13 protein-coding genes are annotated in these 18,217 nt (G+C 27.3%); 6 read left to right on the forward strand and 7 right to left on the reverse strand.

What is annotated here, in order from left to right; translation table 11 throughout:
- Nucleotides 1-2 precede the first annotated feature (2 nt).
- From glyA to DB318_RS01435, 3 genes are read right to left on the reverse strand one after another with little or no spacing between them, the layout of a single operon-like run.
- Nucleotides 3-1,256 carry a serine hydroxymethyltransferase gene (glyA, locus tag DB318_RS01425; protein WP_151060495.1) on the reverse strand — a complete coding sequence of 418 codons (1,254 nt, stop codon included), beginning with the start codon at nucleotides 1,254-1,256 and terminating at the stop codon, nucleotides 3-5.
- On the reverse strand, nucleotides 1,256-2,818 hold the full coding sequence (locus tag DB318_RS01430) for an IPT/TIG domain-containing protein (protein WP_151073616.1): 1,563 nt from the start codon (nucleotides 2,816-2,818) through the stop codon (nucleotides 1,256-1,258). The genes glyA and DB318_RS01430 overlap by 1 nt, the downstream gene beginning before the upstream one ends.
- A gap of 3 nt (nucleotides 2,819-2,821) precedes the next feature.
- On the reverse strand, nucleotides 2,822-4,264 hold the full coding sequence (locus DB318_RS01435; RefSeq protein WP_151074147.1) for a cysteine--tRNA ligase: 1,443 nt from the start codon (nucleotides 4,262-4,264) through the stop codon (nucleotides 2,822-2,824).
- A 51-nt stretch (nucleotides 4,265-4,315) separates the two neighbouring features.
- Here DB318_RS01435 and murB point away from each other — a divergent pair, with 51 nt between their 5' ends.
- Entirely contained in the window at nucleotides 4,316-5,236 is a 921-nt protein-coding gene (gene murB / locus DB318_RS01440; RefSeq protein WP_151073614.1) for a UDP-N-acetylmuramate dehydrogenase, read from the forward strand.
- On the opposite strand, the gene DB318_RS01445 is transcribed toward murB, so the two are convergent.
- The gene (locus DB318_RS01445) at nucleotides 5,233-7,440 is read right to left on the reverse strand and encodes a methyl-accepting chemotaxis protein (RefSeq protein WP_151074148.1); all 2,208 of its coding nucleotides are present in this window, start codon (nucleotides 7,438-7,440) and stop codon (nucleotides 5,233-5,235) included. The genes murB and DB318_RS01445 overlap by 4 nt on opposite strands.
- Nucleotides 7,441-7,709: 269 nt before the next feature.
- Between DB318_RS01445 and DB318_RS01450 the strand changes: the two genes are divergently transcribed.
- The 3 genes from DB318_RS01450 to argS are packed head-to-tail and all read left to right on the forward strand — an operon-like array spanning nucleotide 7,710 to nucleotide 12,228.
- Nucleotides 7,710-9,857 (forward strand): methyl-accepting chemotaxis protein, encoded by a 2,148-nt coding sequence (locus DB318_RS01450; protein WP_151060228.1) that lies wholly within the window; start codon nucleotides 7,710-7,712, stop codon nucleotides 9,855-9,857.
- Between the two features lie 21 nt (nucleotides 9,858-9,878).
- On the forward strand, nucleotides 9,879-10,478 hold the full coding sequence (locus DB318_RS01455) for a hypothetical protein (protein WP_151074149.1): 600 nt from the start codon (nucleotides 9,879-9,881) through the stop codon (nucleotides 10,476-10,478).
- A complete protein-coding gene (gene argS / locus DB318_RS01460) occupies nucleotides 10,471-12,228 on the forward strand; it encodes an arginine--tRNA ligase (protein WP_151074150.1) in 1,758 nt (585 codons plus the stop codon). Before DB318_RS01455 ends, argS begins: the two co-directional genes overlap by 8 nt.
- Before the next feature lie 28 nt (nucleotides 12,229-12,256).
- Here the strand turns inward: argS and DB318_RS01465 are convergent, their stop codons facing one another.
- Together DB318_RS01465 and DB318_RS01470 are read right to left on the reverse strand one after the other, a co-directional pair.
- Entirely contained in the window at nucleotides 12,257-14,194 is a 1,938-nt protein-coding gene (locus tag DB318_RS01465) for an AMP-binding protein (RefSeq protein WP_151074151.1), read from the reverse strand.
- Between the two features lie 25 nt (nucleotides 14,195-14,219).
- Nucleotides 14,220-14,933: a CPBP family intramembrane glutamic endopeptidase gene (locus tag DB318_RS01470; RefSeq protein ID WP_151060224.1), complete on the reverse strand. Its 714-nt coding sequence runs from the start codon at nucleotides 14,931-14,933 to the stop codon at nucleotides 14,220-14,222.
- A 116-nt stretch (nucleotides 14,934-15,049) separates the two neighbouring features.
- Here DB318_RS01470 and DB318_RS01475 point away from each other — a divergent pair, with 116 nt between their 5' ends.
- Together DB318_RS01475 and rsmA are read left to right on the forward strand one after the other, a co-directional pair.
- The gene (locus tag DB318_RS01475; RefSeq protein WP_151073609.1) at nucleotides 15,050-16,309 is read left to right on the forward strand and encodes a ComEC/Rec2 family competence protein; all 1,260 of its coding nucleotides are present in this window, start codon (nucleotides 15,050-15,052) and stop codon (nucleotides 16,307-16,309) included.
- Between the two features lie 27 nt (nucleotides 16,310-16,336).
- On the forward strand, nucleotides 16,337-17,182 hold the full coding sequence (gene rsmA / locus DB318_RS01480) for a 16S rRNA (adenine(1518)-N(6)/adenine(1519)-N(6))-dimethyltransferase RsmA (protein WP_151060222.1): 846 nt from the start codon (nucleotides 16,337-16,339) through the stop codon (nucleotides 17,180-17,182).
- Here rsmA and pta read toward each other — a convergent pair.
- Entirely contained in the window at nucleotides 17,165-18,202 is a 1,038-nt protein-coding gene (gene pta / locus DB318_RS01485; protein WP_151060221.1) for a phosphate acetyltransferase, read from the reverse strand. The two genes, rsmA and pta, sit on opposite strands and share 18 nt — an antisense overlap.
- Nucleotides 18,203-18,217 lie beyond the last annotated feature (15 nt).

An 18,217-nucleotide genomic window follows, 5' to 3' on the forward strand; every position in this document is an offset into this window, starting at 1 on the left:
AATTAAGGCATATCAAAATCTCTAATAAATTTTACAACTTCCTTTTTTATTTGTTTTAATTCAATATCAGACCTTGTCTTTAAAGCTCTAACAATAAATTTAGCAACATTTAAAGAATCGCTTTCATTTAGACCTCTAGAAGTAATAGCAGCGCCCCCAATTCTAATACCAGAAGCCAAAGAAGGACTTTTTTTATCAAAAGGAATAGCATTTTTATTTAAAGTAATATTTACACCTTCAAGCAATTTCTCAGCATCAGCACCCGTGATATCCAAGTTGCTAAGATCAATCAAAAATAAATGATTGTCTGTGCCTCCACTAACAATTCGAAACCCTTCCGATTTGAAATATTCAGCCATAACTTTGGTATTTTTTATTACATTGGCAATGTATTCTCTAAAATTTTCTTGAAGAGCCTCTTTGAATGCAATAGCTTTGCCTGCAATAACATGAACTAAAGGACCTCCTTGAGTGCCAGGAAAAACTGTAGAATTTACAGCATTAAACAATGCTTTCTCTTTTCCATTAAAATTTACTAACCTGTTAAAATCTTTTCCGGAAAGTATTATTCCACCTCTTGGCCCTCTTAAAGTTTTATGCGTAGTACTCGTAGTAAGATGTGCCACATCAATCGAAGAATTATGAAAACCAGTAGCAATAAGGCCCGCAATATGCGCAATATCACATAAAAGATAAGCAGAAACTTCGTCTGCTATTTCTCTAAATTTCTTAAAATCAATTTCTCTTGAATAAGAAGAAGCTCCGGCTATTATTAAATTTGGCCTACAATCTCTAGCTATTTTTAGAACCTCATCATAATCAATCAGCTCAGAATCCCTAGAAACACCATAAAAATAAGTGTTAAAAAATATGCCAGAAAAATTTACTCTACTGCCATGAGTTAAATGTCCCCCATGAGACAATTGCATGCCAAGGATTCTGTCACCCGGATTAATAAGAGCCATTATGGCAGCCATATTGGCCTGAGATCCGCTATGAGGTTGAACATTAGCATACTCTGCACCAAAAAGCTCTTTTGCCCTTGAAATTGCTAAAGTTTCAATCTCATCAATAAAAGAACAACCACCATAATATCTATTCAAAGGATATCCTTCAGCATACTTATTAGTTAAAATACTTCCAACAGCCTGCCTTATTTCTAAAGATGCAAAATTTTCAGATGCAATAAGCTCAATATGTTCCTTTTCTCTTAATTTCTCTTTCTCAATTAAATTAAATATTTGATCATCTCTCATCAAAAATTATCCTCCAAAACAAACCTATGCATTAAAGAATACGATCCGTTTGTCAAGCTTTTATACTTTAAAAACCCAGAATCTGAATATCCATCAAAAAATTCATTTTTATCATAATCCTCTTTGCACCCATATTGAATATAGTTTTCAGACATATTTAAAAAATACTTAGAGCTATCCTTAAATAATACTGCATTTATTATATCAAAATATACAAAACCAACCCCATCCAAAAAAAATTCAAACCAAAAATGCTCATTCAATTTAAGAGAATTAGGATCATAGTAAAGCCCAACTATATTTCTCAGCGGAATCTCGTACTTTAAAAATAATAAATTAGTAAGAACTATTAAATTGCTAGATGAAATTTTTCTTTCTTTAATAGAATCCTTTAAACTTAAATTATTCTCGACAATTTCAAAATTTAAAGTCAAAGCATCAATAATTGCTTTAGCTAGCTTATAAGCTGAATTATTCCCAGCAGTTATAGATAAAATTATAGAATCTAACGACATTAAATCAACAGAGCTATAAGACAAATAATCTTTTTTTTTGCTCTGAATATATGTTTTGTACTCTTGATTGTTAATATCTCTATTAACCTCAATACTTTCTAAATATTTAACATCCAAAAATTGTAAATTAAGTTTATGGGTCTTTACCCTAGTCTTAAAAATAAATTTATTTGTCTTTAGATTTGCAAAAAATAAATTACTAATATTAAAATTAAAATCAAAATACTCATTACTACACTCTGTAATTTTTTGACGCTCATTCTCAACAGGCCTTAAATAAAAAATATTAAAATTAATATCTTCGGGGTTTGAATCAAAATTGCTGCTAATATCTTGAGTAAAATAAATTTCCTCAATTATTGTAAACTTTTTTGAATCGCTCAAAGTCCACTTGAAAAAAGAATCTTTAACAGAGAACGGAACCTTATTACTTTGAAGATTGTCCAATAAGACATAAAGCTTACCACCAGAATTTAAAGTTTTAGGAGAAATAAATTCTACTCTATTTTCAGAAACATTTAAAATATTTTGGGGCAAAATTGTATAAAGTTTATCCCTAGTTTCAAGAAAAATTTGAATATCGCTAGAACGTGAAAACAAATTCATACCCTGCAATAAAGTTGAAGAATTTGCATTTAAAATTATTTTATTTTCTGAAAAAATAACCGGTATATTTTCTCTATTAACTTTAACAGGAACTTGTCTACTAATAACAAGAAAAAGTTCGTTACTAGTCCCGCTTCCATTTTTTACAAAAATAAGTCCAGAATTTACTTCGTCTGTAATTTTAAAAACTATTTCAGTATTATTCCAACTAATGATACTACTTTTAACCAAATAATTATTGTTAATATTAATCTCTCCTATACTATAGCCTAAATTGTTACCTTTAATAACAATAATATCCTTGTGAGAAGTGGGAATTGGAGATATATCATAAATAATTGGCTTTGAATAAAATAAAAATCCTGAAAAAACAAATAAAAATAAAAAAATAATAAAAATTAAGCTTAAATAAAAATATTTGTTTTTTAAAAAAATAGCCAAATACTAGCCTCTTTTAACCTTGGTTCCTTCCTTAGTATCAACCAAAACAAAACCCCTTTTAGCAAAAAAATCCCTAATCTCATCAGCGCGCTTAAAATTTTTTTCACATTTGGCTATTCTTCTCTCTTCAATCAAAATTTTCATATTATCGTCAACAACCACATCATGACTTTTAAAATTTTTCAAAACCTCTTCCCTTAAATTAAGCGAAATAATCTCATCAAAAATAAAAGCCAATCTAAGCTTTGAAACAAAGCTTAGATTTTCAGACTTAATTACCTCCCAAAGCAAAGCTAATCCTTGAGAAACATTCAAATCAAAAGAAACTTTTTCTACAAAAAAATCGTAATATTCTTTTTCTATGCTAAAACCAAAATTTTTTAAATCCTTATTAAGCATATTTAAATCAGCTGGATCTAAAGATGCATAAAAATAACTTAGCCTGTTTATCATATTTTCTCTAGCAATCTTGCTTGCTTTAAGATTATTAAATGAAAACTTTAATTGATTTCTGTAATGTGATGTCAAACACAAATATCTAAAGTCAAGAGGAGAAAAATTTTGCTCTTCTAAGTCTTTAATTGTAATAAAATCCCCACGTGACTTTGACATTTTATTATAATCCATTATCAAAAATTCTCCATGAACAAAAATATCACACCATTTCTTATCTAAAAAACATTCTACTATTGCTATCTCATTTATGTGGTGAACCCCAATATGATCAACTCCTCCTAAATGAATATCAAGTGTATCTTTGAAATACTCCAAATTCATAGCAGCACACTCCAAATGCCAACTCGGATAACCAAATCCCCAAGGAGAATCCCATTTCATTTCCTGATCTTTAAATTTAGAATTAGTAAACCATAAAACAAAATCGGTTTTATTCTTTTTAAACTTATCAACATCAACCCTAGAAAAAGTCATATCCTTATCAATCAAGTCAATGCCAGCCATCTCACCGTAGCTTTTAAAAGAAGAAGTATCAAAATACACATTACCATTAGAAAAATAAGTGATTTTTTTTTCTTCAAGAATTTTAACAACCTCTATCATAATAGGAATATGTTTACTTGCAATAAGAACTTTATCAGGATATGTAACGTTTAATTTTTTACAATCCTTAAAAAAAGCTTCTGTAAAAAATTCACTAATCTCATAAACTGTAAGACCTTTCTCTCTTGCAGTTTTAACAACTTTATCTTCTCCATCATCAAGATCACCTGTTAAATGCCCAATATCTGTGATATTCATTGCATAGTTAACTTTATACCCTAAAAACCTTAAAGTTTTAATTAATAAATCTCCAAAGATATAAGTTCTAAGATTTCCAATATGAGCATAATTATAAACAGTAGGCCCGCAAGCATATACTTTAACATCATCAAAGCTTGTTAATTCTGAAAAATCCTTCGTTCTAGTATTATATAATTTTAAAATCATACATTTCTCAAAATTGAAAAAATAAAAAGTCTAATTTATTATTAAGTAAGTATGTTTAAAAGCCTAAATAATTTTTTTAAAAAAATCAATATAAAGCCTCAAACAAAAAATCTAACTGACTATACAACATATAAAATTGGAAACATTTCGAAATTATTTCTCATTCCTAAAAATATTCAAGAAGCCGAAAATATTTTTAAAGCAGCAATAGAAGAAAAAATTAAACTATTTATTCTCGGAGGAGGATCTAATATTTTAGTCAATGATGAGAAAGAACTTGATTTCCCAATAGTATACACTGGCCATCTAAACAAAATAGAAATTCACGAAAATAAAATTGTCGCTGAATGTGGTGCAAATTTTGAAAATTTATGTAAAATTGCGCTCAACAACGGTTTAAGTGGCCTAGAATTTATCTATGGACTACCCGGAACGCTAGGAGGCGCTGTATGGATGAATGCTAGATGCTTTGGAAATGAAATCTCTAAAATAATAAAAAAAATTACATTTATAAATGATAAAGGAAAAACTATTTGCAAAGAATTTAAAAAAGAAGAATTTAAGTATAAAATATCACCTTTTCAAAATAAAAACTTTCTCATATTGAAAGTTGAATTGAATTTAAAAAAAGAAAATAAGAAAATTATTGAAGAGGAAATGAATAAAAACAAACAAACAAGAATAAACAAAGGTCACTATTTATTCCCAAGTAGTGGGAGCACTTTTAAAAACAATAAAGCATTTCTTAAACCTAGTGGACAAATAATTGAAGAGTGCAAACTCAAAGGGCTAAGCATTGGGGGTGCTGCAGTATCTAAATATCATGGAAACTTTATTATCAACATTGACAATGCCACTTCAAATGAAGTAAAAAGCTTGATTGAAAAAGTAAAAACTGAAGTCTACTTGCAAACTGGGCTTTTACTCGAAGAAGAAGTTCTTTATATAGGATTTAAAAATCAAAAAAATTAGAAAAGAATATCTTTAATCTCATCATTAATCTTTTGAATCAATTCCTTTGTCTTTAATATCTTACCCTTAGAAGATTTCACCAAAGATGAATATTCTTGAAGAGAAGCTACTGCATCTAAATTCATCTTAGAAACTTTAAACTCTTTTAAATCCTGACTAAAATTGTTAAACTTGCTGCTAACAAAAAAATGATTATTAAATATTTCTTTATACATATTCTTAGCATCTCTGATCTTAGTATCATAAGATAAATACCTTTCTTTAAACTCACCAATTTCTTTAAAATGCTTAGCAAGAGTAAGATCTACTTTTTCATGTCTTGAAAAATTGCTGTCCACATTATCTTGAATATCTATAAAATTTTTATAAATTGTGTCAATCTCTGAATTAATTACCGAAATAATGCTATCAACCGTTTTAAGTTCATCTTTAATAGTTTTAGAATATTTTCCAGAATTAATAGCAAGCTTTCTAATCTCCTCAGCAACAACTGCAAAACTTTTACCCGCATCACCTGCTTTTGCTGCTTCAATTGCTGCATTCATAGCAAGCATATTGGTCTGAGCTGAAATTGAAACTAAAAGTTTATTTGCACTTTGCAAGCTGTTCGTTTGAGATAAAAGATCTGCAAAATTTTTATTTACATTTTCAAAAACAATATTTAAATCAAAAACTTTACTTTTAATATTTTCAATATCAGTAGAATTTGTAGTAGCAACTTTATTAAAAATTTCTAAATTTTTATCTATACTATAAAAAAAACTAACATTCTCTTCAAAATTTGATGAGATCTCGGACATATACTTATTGTGGTCATTAATCGGATCAGCAACAGATTCAAAACCTTTTAAAATATCAACAATTGATTTTTCAAATCTAGAAAAAGTATCTCTTAATTGCTCATAAGCCAAAACGCTAGAATCTATACTCTCAGTATTTAATATTGCAGTTTCTATTTGTTCTAAATAATCATTTAAATCTTCAGAATAAAATTTTATCTTCTCAAAAGACTCTTTACTCTTAGACGAAAGGCTGTCTAGCCTTGAACTAATATAAGAAATAATAGCCGAAGAATACTTAACCTCTAAAGCAGGCTCAAGACTAAAAGAATCTATTTTTGATTTTTGATAATCAACAATTTTGTTAAAATCATTAATTAATGAAAAAACAAAAGTATTACACAAGTAAAATATAATCACAAAAGATGATAATAGAAATATAAAAAATATAACCCAATTTGACTTAAACATAATAGGAATAGAATTGACATTAAAAATCAATCCTTGAATTAAAAAATCATCGGTTTTTACAAAGTTTAAAGAATAATAATCACTCCCATAATTAAAAGTGTGCTGAGAATCAGAAGAATCTTTTCTAGTATAATTTATAACTTTGCTCAAAACATTCTCACTATAAACTGTAGAAAAAGATTTGGACTTAAGATTATTAAAGTTGAAAAAAATGGGCATATAATTTCTATCAAGCATAAAAAAATTATAGTTCTTACTACTAAATTTAAGTGAAGAATACAGCTGATTTTCAATCATATCAAATGCCTCATCAAAACATACTAAAATCCCTATAACGCCCAATGTTGAAACAGAATCTCTTACAGGGAAACTTACTACAGAATAAATTTTCCCATCTATTCTCATATACCTTGAATAATATTTAGAATTTTTTTCTACAGGAACAGAATAAATTGGATCTAATCTAATGTCTTTTAACCCCAAAGATGAAAAATTTGAATTTGATATTAAAACATTCTTCCCTATAGGAACATAAAATATACCTTCTAGCGAATTTTCTGATACAGGAATAGTTTTAAAAATTTTATCTATAGAGCTAAATTCTCTTGACTTTAAAAACAACTCGCTATTTTCATCCAAACTATCACCCAATTTTAAACTCGAAGACAAAAGAAAGCTTTTAGAAGAATTCACTAGTATCCCAAACCTATAGCTATCTTTTACAAGTTCTTCAAGAAATCTAGAGGATTCCAAATACTTAGCCTTAATAACAGCAGACACACTGTTTAAAAACAACTTAGCATCAAATTTAAAGCGATCCAAATATTCATTTTTATGATTCATATAAGAATAGCCTATAAATAAAAAATTTAAAAAAAGAAATCCTAATAAAACTAGATAAAGAAATCGTTTAGTATTTTTCAGATTAGCGTCGATTAACTTCTCATCGGTCATAAAAGCTCTCCAAACATAACATTAATATGATTAAAACCTTAAAACAAAACTTTCACCTTAATAAATCACATATAAATAATTACTAATAATAATAATTGGCAAATTAGACTTTTCTTTTTGAATTTTAAAGATCAAATCCCCAAATATTTGCAAATAATTATTTTATTATTTAGCTACATGCATATATAATTATATAATAAAACATATAGAATACTAAAAATTTAATATTTTAAAAATTTTATGAAAAATTAAGATTTTAAGGGGACTTAGTGAAAAAAAAGAAACTTAACTCCAACCTTTTTTATAAATTTAATTTTATAATTCTGGCATATACAATAATCATTATTGCAACAACCTTTTTACTACTAGATCAAGGTTATAAAAAAATCATAACAAAAGAACTTCAAGATTTTACAAAATTTATTAACCAAGCAATGATTAAAAGCTTTTCTGATGAATCTAAAGAAATAATAAAAGCTTTAAGCACATTAACAACTAGATATGATTATAAATCTGCGATTTTAAATAACAAAAGCGAAGAACACTTAGTATCTGATAAGATTTTAGTTACACTCCCGGCCTTTATTAAAATAATAGAGTATGCAAACAAAGATGGATACATAATCGCATCAAGTGAAAAAAAAAGAAACGGCCAATATATGAGTTTAAAAGAATTGATCTTGGGCAAGGCCATAACTACATTTCAAATTTCAATTCTTCACAACAGTTTAGCAAAAATAAATAACAATTTTTATATTCCAATAGCATATAAAATAACGGATTCAAAAAAATCTAATATTGGATATATTATTTTATATGCTGACATTTCAGAGAAAATTTCTGAACTAAAAGAATATCTTTTATTGCTTTTGGAAAACTCGTTGCTAGAACAAAATGCAAGCAGCCAAAACTCATCAAAATACTTTAATGTATACATAATAAACGGAAATGGAGATGCATTTGGAGGAAAAGATGAGGTTTTGAAAAACATAAAGCACATATTTGGTTTTAACACAAAAACATTAACTCAAATATTAAACGCATTATCTCAAGGAAAAGCAAATTACAATACAAGCAATTCAAATGAAATAATTTCCTTAGCAAGGATTGCATCATCGAATTGGTACCTAGGAATAAAAATAGATTATAACAACATATTCTCAAAAGAATTTAAAAATATGAGAGTGGTTTCGCTTAGCATTATATTTATTCTGGTAATAATTTTTATATTAATAATGATATCAACCATAAAAACTTTAATAATCTCAAAAATAGATAAACTTAATGTTGTAATTCCAAAAGTTAAAAACGGTGACTTAACATTTAAAATCGAATCAAAAGGCAAAGATTCAATAAGCTCAACGATAAATCTTTTTGGTCATTTTATTGAAAATCTAAAAAATGTAATCAATTCACTACAAGAGCGAGTAAGGCTGTTAAAAGAAAATGGGGATCATTTATTTAGTGAAATAAACAAAACCCACAATACAATAAAAAATTCAAATCAATACATAGAAAAAACACAAGAAGAAGTAGAAAAACAAGTAGAATTCATATCTAACACAACAAACGTAATTGAAAGTCTTTCAAAAAATATTTCATCTCTTGACAACTCAATTGAAACTCAAGCCGCAAGCGTTGAACAATCCTCATCAGCTATTGAAGAAATGATAGGAGGAATACAATCAATAACAGAAATAACTCAAAAAGCTGCAAAAAGCACAGAAGAGCTAAAAAGATTCTCTGATGATGGACGAAAAAAACAAGAAGAAGTTATTACTCAAATCAAAGAGATTTTCAAAAACTCAACAAGATTACAAGAAGCAAACTCTTTAATTTCATCTATAGCTAGTCAAACCAATCTGCTCTCAATGAACGCTGCAATTGAAGCATCTCATGCTGGTGAAGCTGGAAAAGGATTTGCTATTGTTGCAGAAGAAATAAAAGACCTAGCAGAACAAGTAACATCACAATCAGAATCTGTTGCATCATCAATTAACGAAATAATGGATTCAATAACCAAAACTGTAAACACTTCTGAATTAACAAATAAAGCTTTCAACCAAATATTTGATTCAATCAATCTAGTTGTTCAAGTAATAGAAGAAATAAATCATACAATGCAAGAGCAATCAATAGGTAGCCAAGAAATTTTAAAGGCTTTAAATACAATGCGAGAAATAACATATGAAGTAAAAATTGGCTCGAATGATATGTTTAGAGGCAACAAAAAAATCATTAGCACTGTTAAATTATTAGGAGAAATTAATATTACGGTCTCAAACTCAATGAAAGGTTTAAAAGAAGAGATTAATAAATTAGTAGAAGCAATTGAGCGCATTAAGGTTTTAGGAACTACAAACTCAAGTCATATTTCTGGAATTAATGAAAGTACAAATCAATTTAAAACCAAATAAAATAGATAAAAAGGAAATAATATGCAAAAAAAGACATTTTATAACACTGAAAAATATCTTAAAAGTCATTTAATGTTATTTCCTATTTTTGCTTACACAAAAAACTTTTTAGATGCTAGCATCATATCTATCTGGATTTCACTATGCATTATATTTCCTGCCTTAATAATCAATCAAATAGAATTAAAAAAACATAAAAGTCATATATTAGGAATATACCTATTAATAATAGGAATTTTTACTAGTTTAACTTACTTATTCATGCTTTATTTAACGCCAACTTTATACAAAGAGTTCAAATTTTCAATACCTATTTTAATAGCCATAATAATATCATTCCATAAAAATGAGCCTTTTAAAATCCTAAAAAATCCATCAATGGTAATTCAATATTCTAAAATTCCAATTTCAATTTTTATTGTTCTAAGCTCAGCAATTTCACTTATTAGGGAAATATTAAACACAGGAAGTTTAAAACTTTTTAACAAAGAAGTGTTTATAATAGAAGGGCTTATAAATACAAAAATGGCAGCCCATAGCTCAAACATTTTTATTGTGACGTCTTTAATTTTCCTATTAATAAATATATTAACAAGTGTTAAAGAAGAAAAAAATGAATAAAAGTGTTAAAAAAAATATTAAAGACGAAATCAGCATTATAGTTGCCAATCTAGCATTATCAAAAAACATAAAGCTAGATAAAATCAATATAAATATTCAAAAACCTCCCAAAAGTGACCTAGGAGATATTTCCATATTAATATTTGAACTTAGCAAAACCTTGAAACTTCCTATTTCAACTATCTCTGAAGAAATAATAAAAGCCCTTAAAGCTAAATACGAAATTAAAGCTATGGGACCTTACTTAAATATTAAAATTCCTAGAAAAGAATATATGAACAATACAATACAAATGATAAATACCCAAAAAGATGCCTATGGAACAAGTAAATATCTAGACAATAAAAAAATAATATTAGAATTTTCATCGCCAAATACAAACAAACCGCTACATGTGGGACATCTTAGAAATGACGCAATAGGAGAAAGTCTGTCAAGAATATTAAAAGCTGTAGGGGCAAAAATTACAAAAATAAACTTAATAAACGATCGCGGAGTTCATATCTGCAAATCAATGCTTGCATACAAAAAATTTGGAAACGAAATTACCCCAGAAAAAGCTTTTAAAAAAGGAGACCATTTAATTGGCGATTTTTATGTTAAATACAACAAATACTCACAAGAAAATGAAAATGCTGAAAAAGAAATTCAGGACCTCCTTTTAAAATGGGAGCAAAAAGATGCAAGCACAATTGAACTTTGGAAAAAGCTAAATAAATGGGCAATTGAAGGAATAAAAGAAACATACAAAATTACGAACACCTCATTTGATAAAATATACCTTGAAAGTGAAATTTTTGAAATTGGAAAAAATGTCGTATTAAAAGGACTTGAAAAAGGATTTTGCTATAAACGAGAAGATGACGCAATATGCATTGATTTACCCCTAGATTCGGATGAAAAAGCAGAAACTAAAGTAAGGCAAAAAGTACTAATAAGATCAAACGGAACATCTATCTATCTTACCCAAGATTTAGGAAATATAGCGATTAGAACAGAAGAATTTAATTTCGAAGAAATGATTTATGTGGTTGGAAGTGAACAAATTCAGCACTTCAAAAGTTTATTTTTTGTATCAGAAAAATTAGGAATCTCTAAAAATAAAAAACTTATTCATTTGTCACATGGAATGGTCAATCTTGTTGATGGCAAAATGAAGTCAAGAGAAGGCAATGTAATTGACGGAGATAATCTAATCTCAGACTTAATGGAATTAATAATTCCTGAAATTACACAAAAAATTGAGAATAAGAAGAATATTGAGAAAAATGCTTTAAATATTGCACTAGGAGCAATTCATTATTATCTGCTAAAATCGGCTGTACATAAAGATATTGTATTTAATAAAAAAGAAAGTCTATCTTTTACAGGAAATTCTGGACCATATATTCAATATGTCGGAGCAAGAATTAATAGTATTCTTGAAAAATACAATTCACTTTCTATTCCCATAGTGGAAAAAATTAATTTTGAACTTTTAAGACATGAAAAAGAGTGGGAAATTATTAAAATAATATCAGAATTAGAAGAAAACATAATCAAGGCAGCAAAAGACTTAAACCCCGCAATACTTGCAAGCTATTCATACTCACTTGCAAAGCATTTTAGCGCATATTATCAAGAAGTTAAAGTAATAGATATAAACAATCCTGATTTAACAGTCGCAAGAATTGAATTTTTAAAAGCTATATTACAAACAATAAAAAATTGCATGTACCTACTAAATATTCCTTATATGTTAAAAATGTAGACAAGAAAATTCTACAAAATTTTCTTGTCTAATATCCATTTAAATCTAAATCACTTTTACTAAAAATTAATTTTATTTTATCTTCATACTTTTGAGATACATAATATCTTTTTAGCTTAAGAGTATTGGTAAGCTCTTCCCCAATTGAAAAAGAATCCTGAAGCAAAACAAAGCCTACTATTTTTTCAAAATTTTTAAAACCTAATTTGGTATTAATAGTATCTGAAATATGCTTAGAATAAAGTTTATTAACATCCTCATTAACTAATAAATCATTCCTAGAGGAAAAAGAAATTCCACTAGAATTTGCCCACTTTTCAAGATTATCAAAATTGGGCACAATAACAGCTCCTAAAAATTTTTGATCTTGACCAACAATCATAATATTTTCAATAAATAAAGATTTACCCAAAACTCTCTCAAGGGGCTCAGGTTCAATATTTTCTCCTCCCCTGAGAACAATTGTATCTTTACTTCTACCAACAATTGAAATTTCATTATTAATTGTTAATCTAACTAAGTCTCCAGTATTAAGCCAACCATCTTCTGTTAAAACTTCGCTTGTTTTGACTTTATCCTTGAAATAACCGCTCATTATTTGTGGTGACCTTACCCAAAGCTCGCCTTTTTCTCCATAAGGCAAAACTTTCCCATCAACTCCAACTACTTTGTACTCAACATCCGGCAAAATGGGTCCTACAGTTCTTGCTACGGGAGCTTTAAGGCGCCTAACGCTCAAAATAGGACCCGTTTCAGTAAGACCATAACCTTCAAGAACTTTAATTCCCACAGCCTTGAAAAAATAATCAACATAATCAACCAATGCTCCACCACCAGAAACTCCAAATTCAAAATTTCGCCCAAGAGCATTTTTTATTTTTTTAAATACCAAAATATCACCTAATAATTTAACAGGAAAAATCAAAATAATCCCAACAAATAAAAATAACTTTGAAAAAATCGAAATAAACAAATTGGGTTTTTTATAAACAGGTGAAAACCCTAAAAATTTTTCCTTAAGCTTCGCATAAACAATTCCAATTTTTAAAAACCCTCCAAACACAAGCTTCTTAATCAAAGATTCTGATACCTTTTTAATAATGCCTATTCTTATACCTTCCCAAATTCTAGGTACAGAAATAATCATTTGGGGATTTAAAATTAAAAAATCTTTTAACAAAACAGGACCTATAGGCTTTGAATATGCAATTGCTATACCCTTTAAAGCAACTATATATTCACAAGCTCTCTCAAAAGAATGCCAAAGGGGAAGAATAGAAATCATTATCTTGCCCGGCTTGAGCGTTGGAAGATAATCATAAAGTCTGTCTAATTGAAAAATGAAAGATTCATGCCTCAATATTACTCCTTTTGGCATACCTGTTGTACCAGAAGTATATATTATAGTTGCAATATCTTTTAAAGAACCTTTTTCAATTTCCATATCAAATGATTTTGGATTAACTCTTAAATGCTCGGCTCCAAGTTCTAATAATTTTTTATAAGAAAATATAGTAATGTTTCCCATCTTTTCTTCATAAGATTTATCATCATCAATAACAACAATGCACCTTACCAATCTAAGCTCATGTTTTTTGGATAAAACTTTTTGGAGTTGTTTATTGTTTTCAACAAAAATAAAAGTAGATTCAGAATGGTTAATAATATAAGTTAATTCATCCTCAGAAGAATCATTTCCTCTAGGAACATCAACACAGCCTAACCCTAAAGTAGCAATGTCAATTATTATCCACTCTCTTCTAGAATCAGAAATAATTACAACCTTTTCTCCCCTTTTAATGCCATAATGCAAAAGCCCAGAAGCCACTCTTTTTACTTCATTCCAAAAGTCGGCATATATTTGCTTTTTAAAACTTTTAGAATCCCCTTCTTTATATATAAAAATATCAAGCTCGCTATAAAGAGCTATCACCTCTTTAAAACGCTTGGGCACAGTATCTCTCATAAATCCCCCTCAAATCAATTTAAAATTAACTTAAAATAAGTAACAGGCCACTAACAATAATATTATAAAAACTATGTATAAAAATCACATAATATACATTTTTATACCTTAAATAGATAAAAGCAAAAAATATCCCTAATATAAATGTAACCAAAAATCCTAAAATTCCATAATATAAATGCCCATAAGCAAAAAAAATACTACTGAGGAAACCCGTAACTATAATAGGAAATCTCATTTGTATAAGCTTGGTAATAACAAAAGCCCTGTAAAACAACTCTTCAAAAGCTCCTGTAAAAAAAGAGGTAAAAGTCATTAAAAACAATGCTGTTTTACTGCTAATTTTCCAATTAAATCCAACATTGTTTTGAAAATAATAGGCAAATGCCGATTCTGACAACAGATATTCAAGTAAAAAAGCTATTAAAAAAATAAATACCATTGCAATCAACATTGTTTTAATAAAAATTAAAACAGATTCCCAAACAAAAATAAATTTAAATTTAGGAAAAAAAAATTCTACTCTAAAATCATCATAAGAACTGGTAAGTTTAAAAAAATAAATTATAAAAATAATTAAAAAAGATCTTGAAATCCAAAAATAATAATGATTTTCATTAACATTCCAAAATTCTGAATCGACATTTCCAAAAGGAGATGCAAGATGAATAACAATATAAACCAAAAAAAGATCAAGCAAAGCCAGCTTGAATGGATATTGATTTTTTAACAATTGCATAAAACATTGTAATTAAATAATTATTAATTGTCAATAAATGATTATTGATTGATTAATTAAAACAAATTAAAATTTAAAGAATAATTATTTATAAATAAAAAATGAAAACATTGTAAATGATTTTAATATTTTTACTAATTTCACTTAATTTATCAATTCAATATTATTTAAAGCTCAATTTGATTTACTTTAACACAATACTAACATTATTTTTTGCAATAAAAAATAACAAACACTTAGCACTTAGTTTTATTTTTTGTACAATATTACTATTAGGCTTTCAAGCTCGATTAAATTTTAAAACATTGGAAAAAAATACTTATCAAATAACAAACATTAAAAATTTTAAAAAAGATTCAAAAACCATTATCGAAGTAATTGATGCTAGCTCGAATACACAGAAATTCAAATTCAAAAATATTGAAAATATTTACAAAATCGGAGATACTATAAAACTTGAAAGCCAAAAAATAAAACTTATTAAAAGACCCTTTTTTGCCAAACTTAGAGAAAAATATAAAAACACTTTAAATATTTTTTTTACCACATTAAATCCTAGTTATTCCCATTTTTCAAAAACAATAATTTTGAATATCAAATCAGAAATAACAAAATATGAAAAAACATTATTTCAAAATGCAGGGATTGCCCACATTTTGGTAGTATCTGGACTACATTTTTATCTAATAAGTTTAATAAGCTATTATTTACTTTTAATAATCACAAATGAAAAATTAAAATACTTAATACTAAGCATAATTTTATTAAATTATCTAATATTAACTGGATTTACACCTTCAACACTAAGAGCATTTATAATGACAGAATCTCTTATAATGTACAAACTAATTTACGGAAAGATTAATTTAATAAGCTGTATATCTATTAGTTTTATAATAAATGCTATTGCATTCCCCGAAACACTAAGTTCAATAGGATTTCAACTCTCCTATCTTGCAACAATAGGAATATCAGCATCCGTTTATCTAAAAAATAGATACAATCTTAAAAGACTAACATCATCAATGCTCACAACATTTTTTATTCAAATATTCACTTCACCAGTAATTTATTTTAACAATTTTGATCTTACACCAATCTCAATATTATCAAACTTAATAATTATTCCATTAATATTAATTTTCTTAGCAATAACAATATTAAGCTTAATAACTTATTTTTCAAGCTTAAATTTATTTTTTCTCTTTGACCTTATAAACGCCTATATATTCCAAACAATAAAAATTACAGCAACATTTTTTAGCACATTCTTTATAGTCAAGCATCAACAAATACCTATATTTTTAATATTAAGCATCCTACTTATAGCTTACATTATTTATAATAACGAAACTAAAAAAAATCAAAATAATTAAAAAATAGGTGCAAATATAAAGAATAATATGCTACTATCTCTTTTATCTATGAAAATCAACTATAATAGTATAATTAGCATAAAACAAACATTAAAAGAAAGAAAAATAGCTCCAAGAAAACTGTGGGGACAAAATTATCTAATCAATGAAAGCATAAGACAAAAAATAATAGAAAGCTTAGATATAAAAGAAAATGAAAAAATCTGGGAAATTGGTCCTGGCCTTGGCGCAATGACTGATATTTTATTAAAAAAAACTAATCTTTTAACCGTATTTGAAATTGACCTAAAATATTCAGAAATATTAAATGAAAAATTTGGAAAATTAAAAAACTTTAAATTGATAAAAGGTGACTTTTTAAAAAAATACAAAAACGAAAATAAAAACATTGATAAAATATTTTCAAATTTACCATACAATATTGCATCAAAAGTAATATCTAAACTAATTGAAGAAAATTTTTTAAAAGAAATGGTATTCACAGTACAAAAAGAATTGGCCGACAGAATAATTGCAAAAATAAATAGCAAAAACTACTCTTCATTTACAGTCTTAGTACAATCACACTTTACAGTAATTAAAATAGTAGACATAGGAGAAAACAATTTTTATCCTGCACCTAAAGTTAAATCCACAACGCTAAAATTAATTCCTAAAAAAAATAATATAAAAGACTTCAAAAAATTCAACAAATTGATTAGGACTGTATTCTCAAGCAGAAGAAAGAAATTAAAAAACACCATTATTAATTTCATCGCAAATAAAGCTACTTTAAGAGAAAATTTTTTAAAAGAATATTTAGACAAAAGGCCTGAAAACATTTCTGTTGAAGAATTTATACAGATTTCCAATACTTTAACTGATTATCATTAAAGCACTTGCAAATACAATTTCATCAACAGAACAACCTCTTGAAAGATCACTAATGGGTTTAGAAAAACCTTGTAAAAAGGGCCCATAGGCCTTAGCAAAAGCAAATCTCTCTACTAATTTATAACCAATATTCCCAGCATCTAAATTAGGAAATATTAAAACATTAGCAGAACCTGCTACTAAAGATTCTTTGCATTTTTTTTCTGCAACATTTTTAATTATAGCTGAATCAAGTTGAAGCTCTCCATCAATAAGCAAGTCATTCTCTTTATTCTTCACAATATTTAAAGCATTCTTTACCTTTTCAGTTTCTTTAGCATTAGAAGATCCTTTTGTTGAAAAGCTCAAAAGAGCAACCTTGGGCTTTGCATCTAAAATATCTTTAAAAGATTTAGCACTTTGTAATGCAATTTCTGCAAGCTCTAAAGAATTGGGATTGACCACTACAGAACAGTCTGCAAAAAATAAAATTCCATTATATCCAAAACAAAAATTAACGTTACCAGCAACATTCAAAGTATCCATAATCATAAAAGATGATATAATCTTAACACCATCCAACTTAGGAATTATTCTCAATGCATTAGACAAAACCTTAGCAGAAGTTGAAATAGCCCCACAAACACAAGACTTGACATAGCCAAGCCTTACCATAAGCATAGCAAAAGTAATTTCATCTAAAACTTGAGTTTTTAAACTTTGCTTCGTAGCGCCTTTTGTCTTTAACAAACTCCAATATTCATCCAAATACATTTCAATATCTGGGAAATAATTAGGATCAACAACTTCTATTCTTTCTAAAATATTATTACAATTAGAAAATTCTTTTAAAGAATTAATAACAGGATCTTTTTTACCTATCAAAATAATTGAATTCGCAAGATTTTTTTGCAAAACAATAACAGCCGCCTTCAAAACTCTAGAATCACTGCTTTCGGGAAAAACTACACTGGCCTTAAGCTTATTCTCTTTTACAAATACTTTCGCCTTCTTAAAAATATAATCTTTTAAACAAAACACTTTATAAAAAGAATA

The organism is [Borrelia] turdi (genome assembly GCF_008828755.2).
Classification (GTDB): domain Bacteria; phylum Spirochaetota; class Spirochaetia; order Borreliales; family Borreliaceae; genus Borreliella; species Borreliella turdi.

Coding starts and splice junctions, on each gene's coding strand:
- rsmA (WP_151060222.1), top strand. CDS start 16,337: ATGCTACTATCTCTTTTATCTATGAAAATCAACTATAATAGTATAATT.
- DB318_RS01455 (WP_151074149.1), top strand. CDS start 9,879: ATGCAAAAAAAGACATTTTATAACACTGAAAAATATCTTAAAAGTCAT.
- DB318_RS01465 (WP_151074151.1), bottom strand. CDS start 14,194: ATGAGAGATACTGTGCCCAAGCGTTTTAAAGAGGTGATAGCTCTTTAT.
- DB318_RS01470 (WP_151060224.1), bottom strand. CDS start 14,933: ATGCAATTGTTAAAAAATCAATATCCATTCAAGCTGGCTTTGCTTGAT.
- glyA (WP_151060495.1), bottom strand. CDS start 1,256: ATGAGAGATGATCAAATATTTAATTTAATTGAGAAAGAGAAATTAAGA.
- DB318_RS01445 (WP_151074148.1), bottom strand. CDS start 7,440: ATGACCGATGAGAAGTTAATCGACGCTAATCTGAAAAATACTAAACGA.
- DB318_RS01475 (WP_151073609.1), top strand. CDS start 15,050: ATGATTTTAATATTTTTACTAATTTCACTTAATTTATCAATTCAATAT.
- argS (WP_151074150.1), top strand. CDS start 10,471: ATGAATAAAAGTGTTAAAAAAAATATTAAAGACGAAATCAGCATTATA.
- murB (WP_151073614.1), top strand. CDS start 4,316: ATGTTTAAAAGCCTAAATAATTTTTTTAAAAAAATCAATATAAAGCCT.
- DB318_RS01435 (WP_151074147.1), bottom strand. CDS start 4,264: ATGATTTTAAAATTATATAATACTAGAACGAAGGATTTTTCAGAATTA.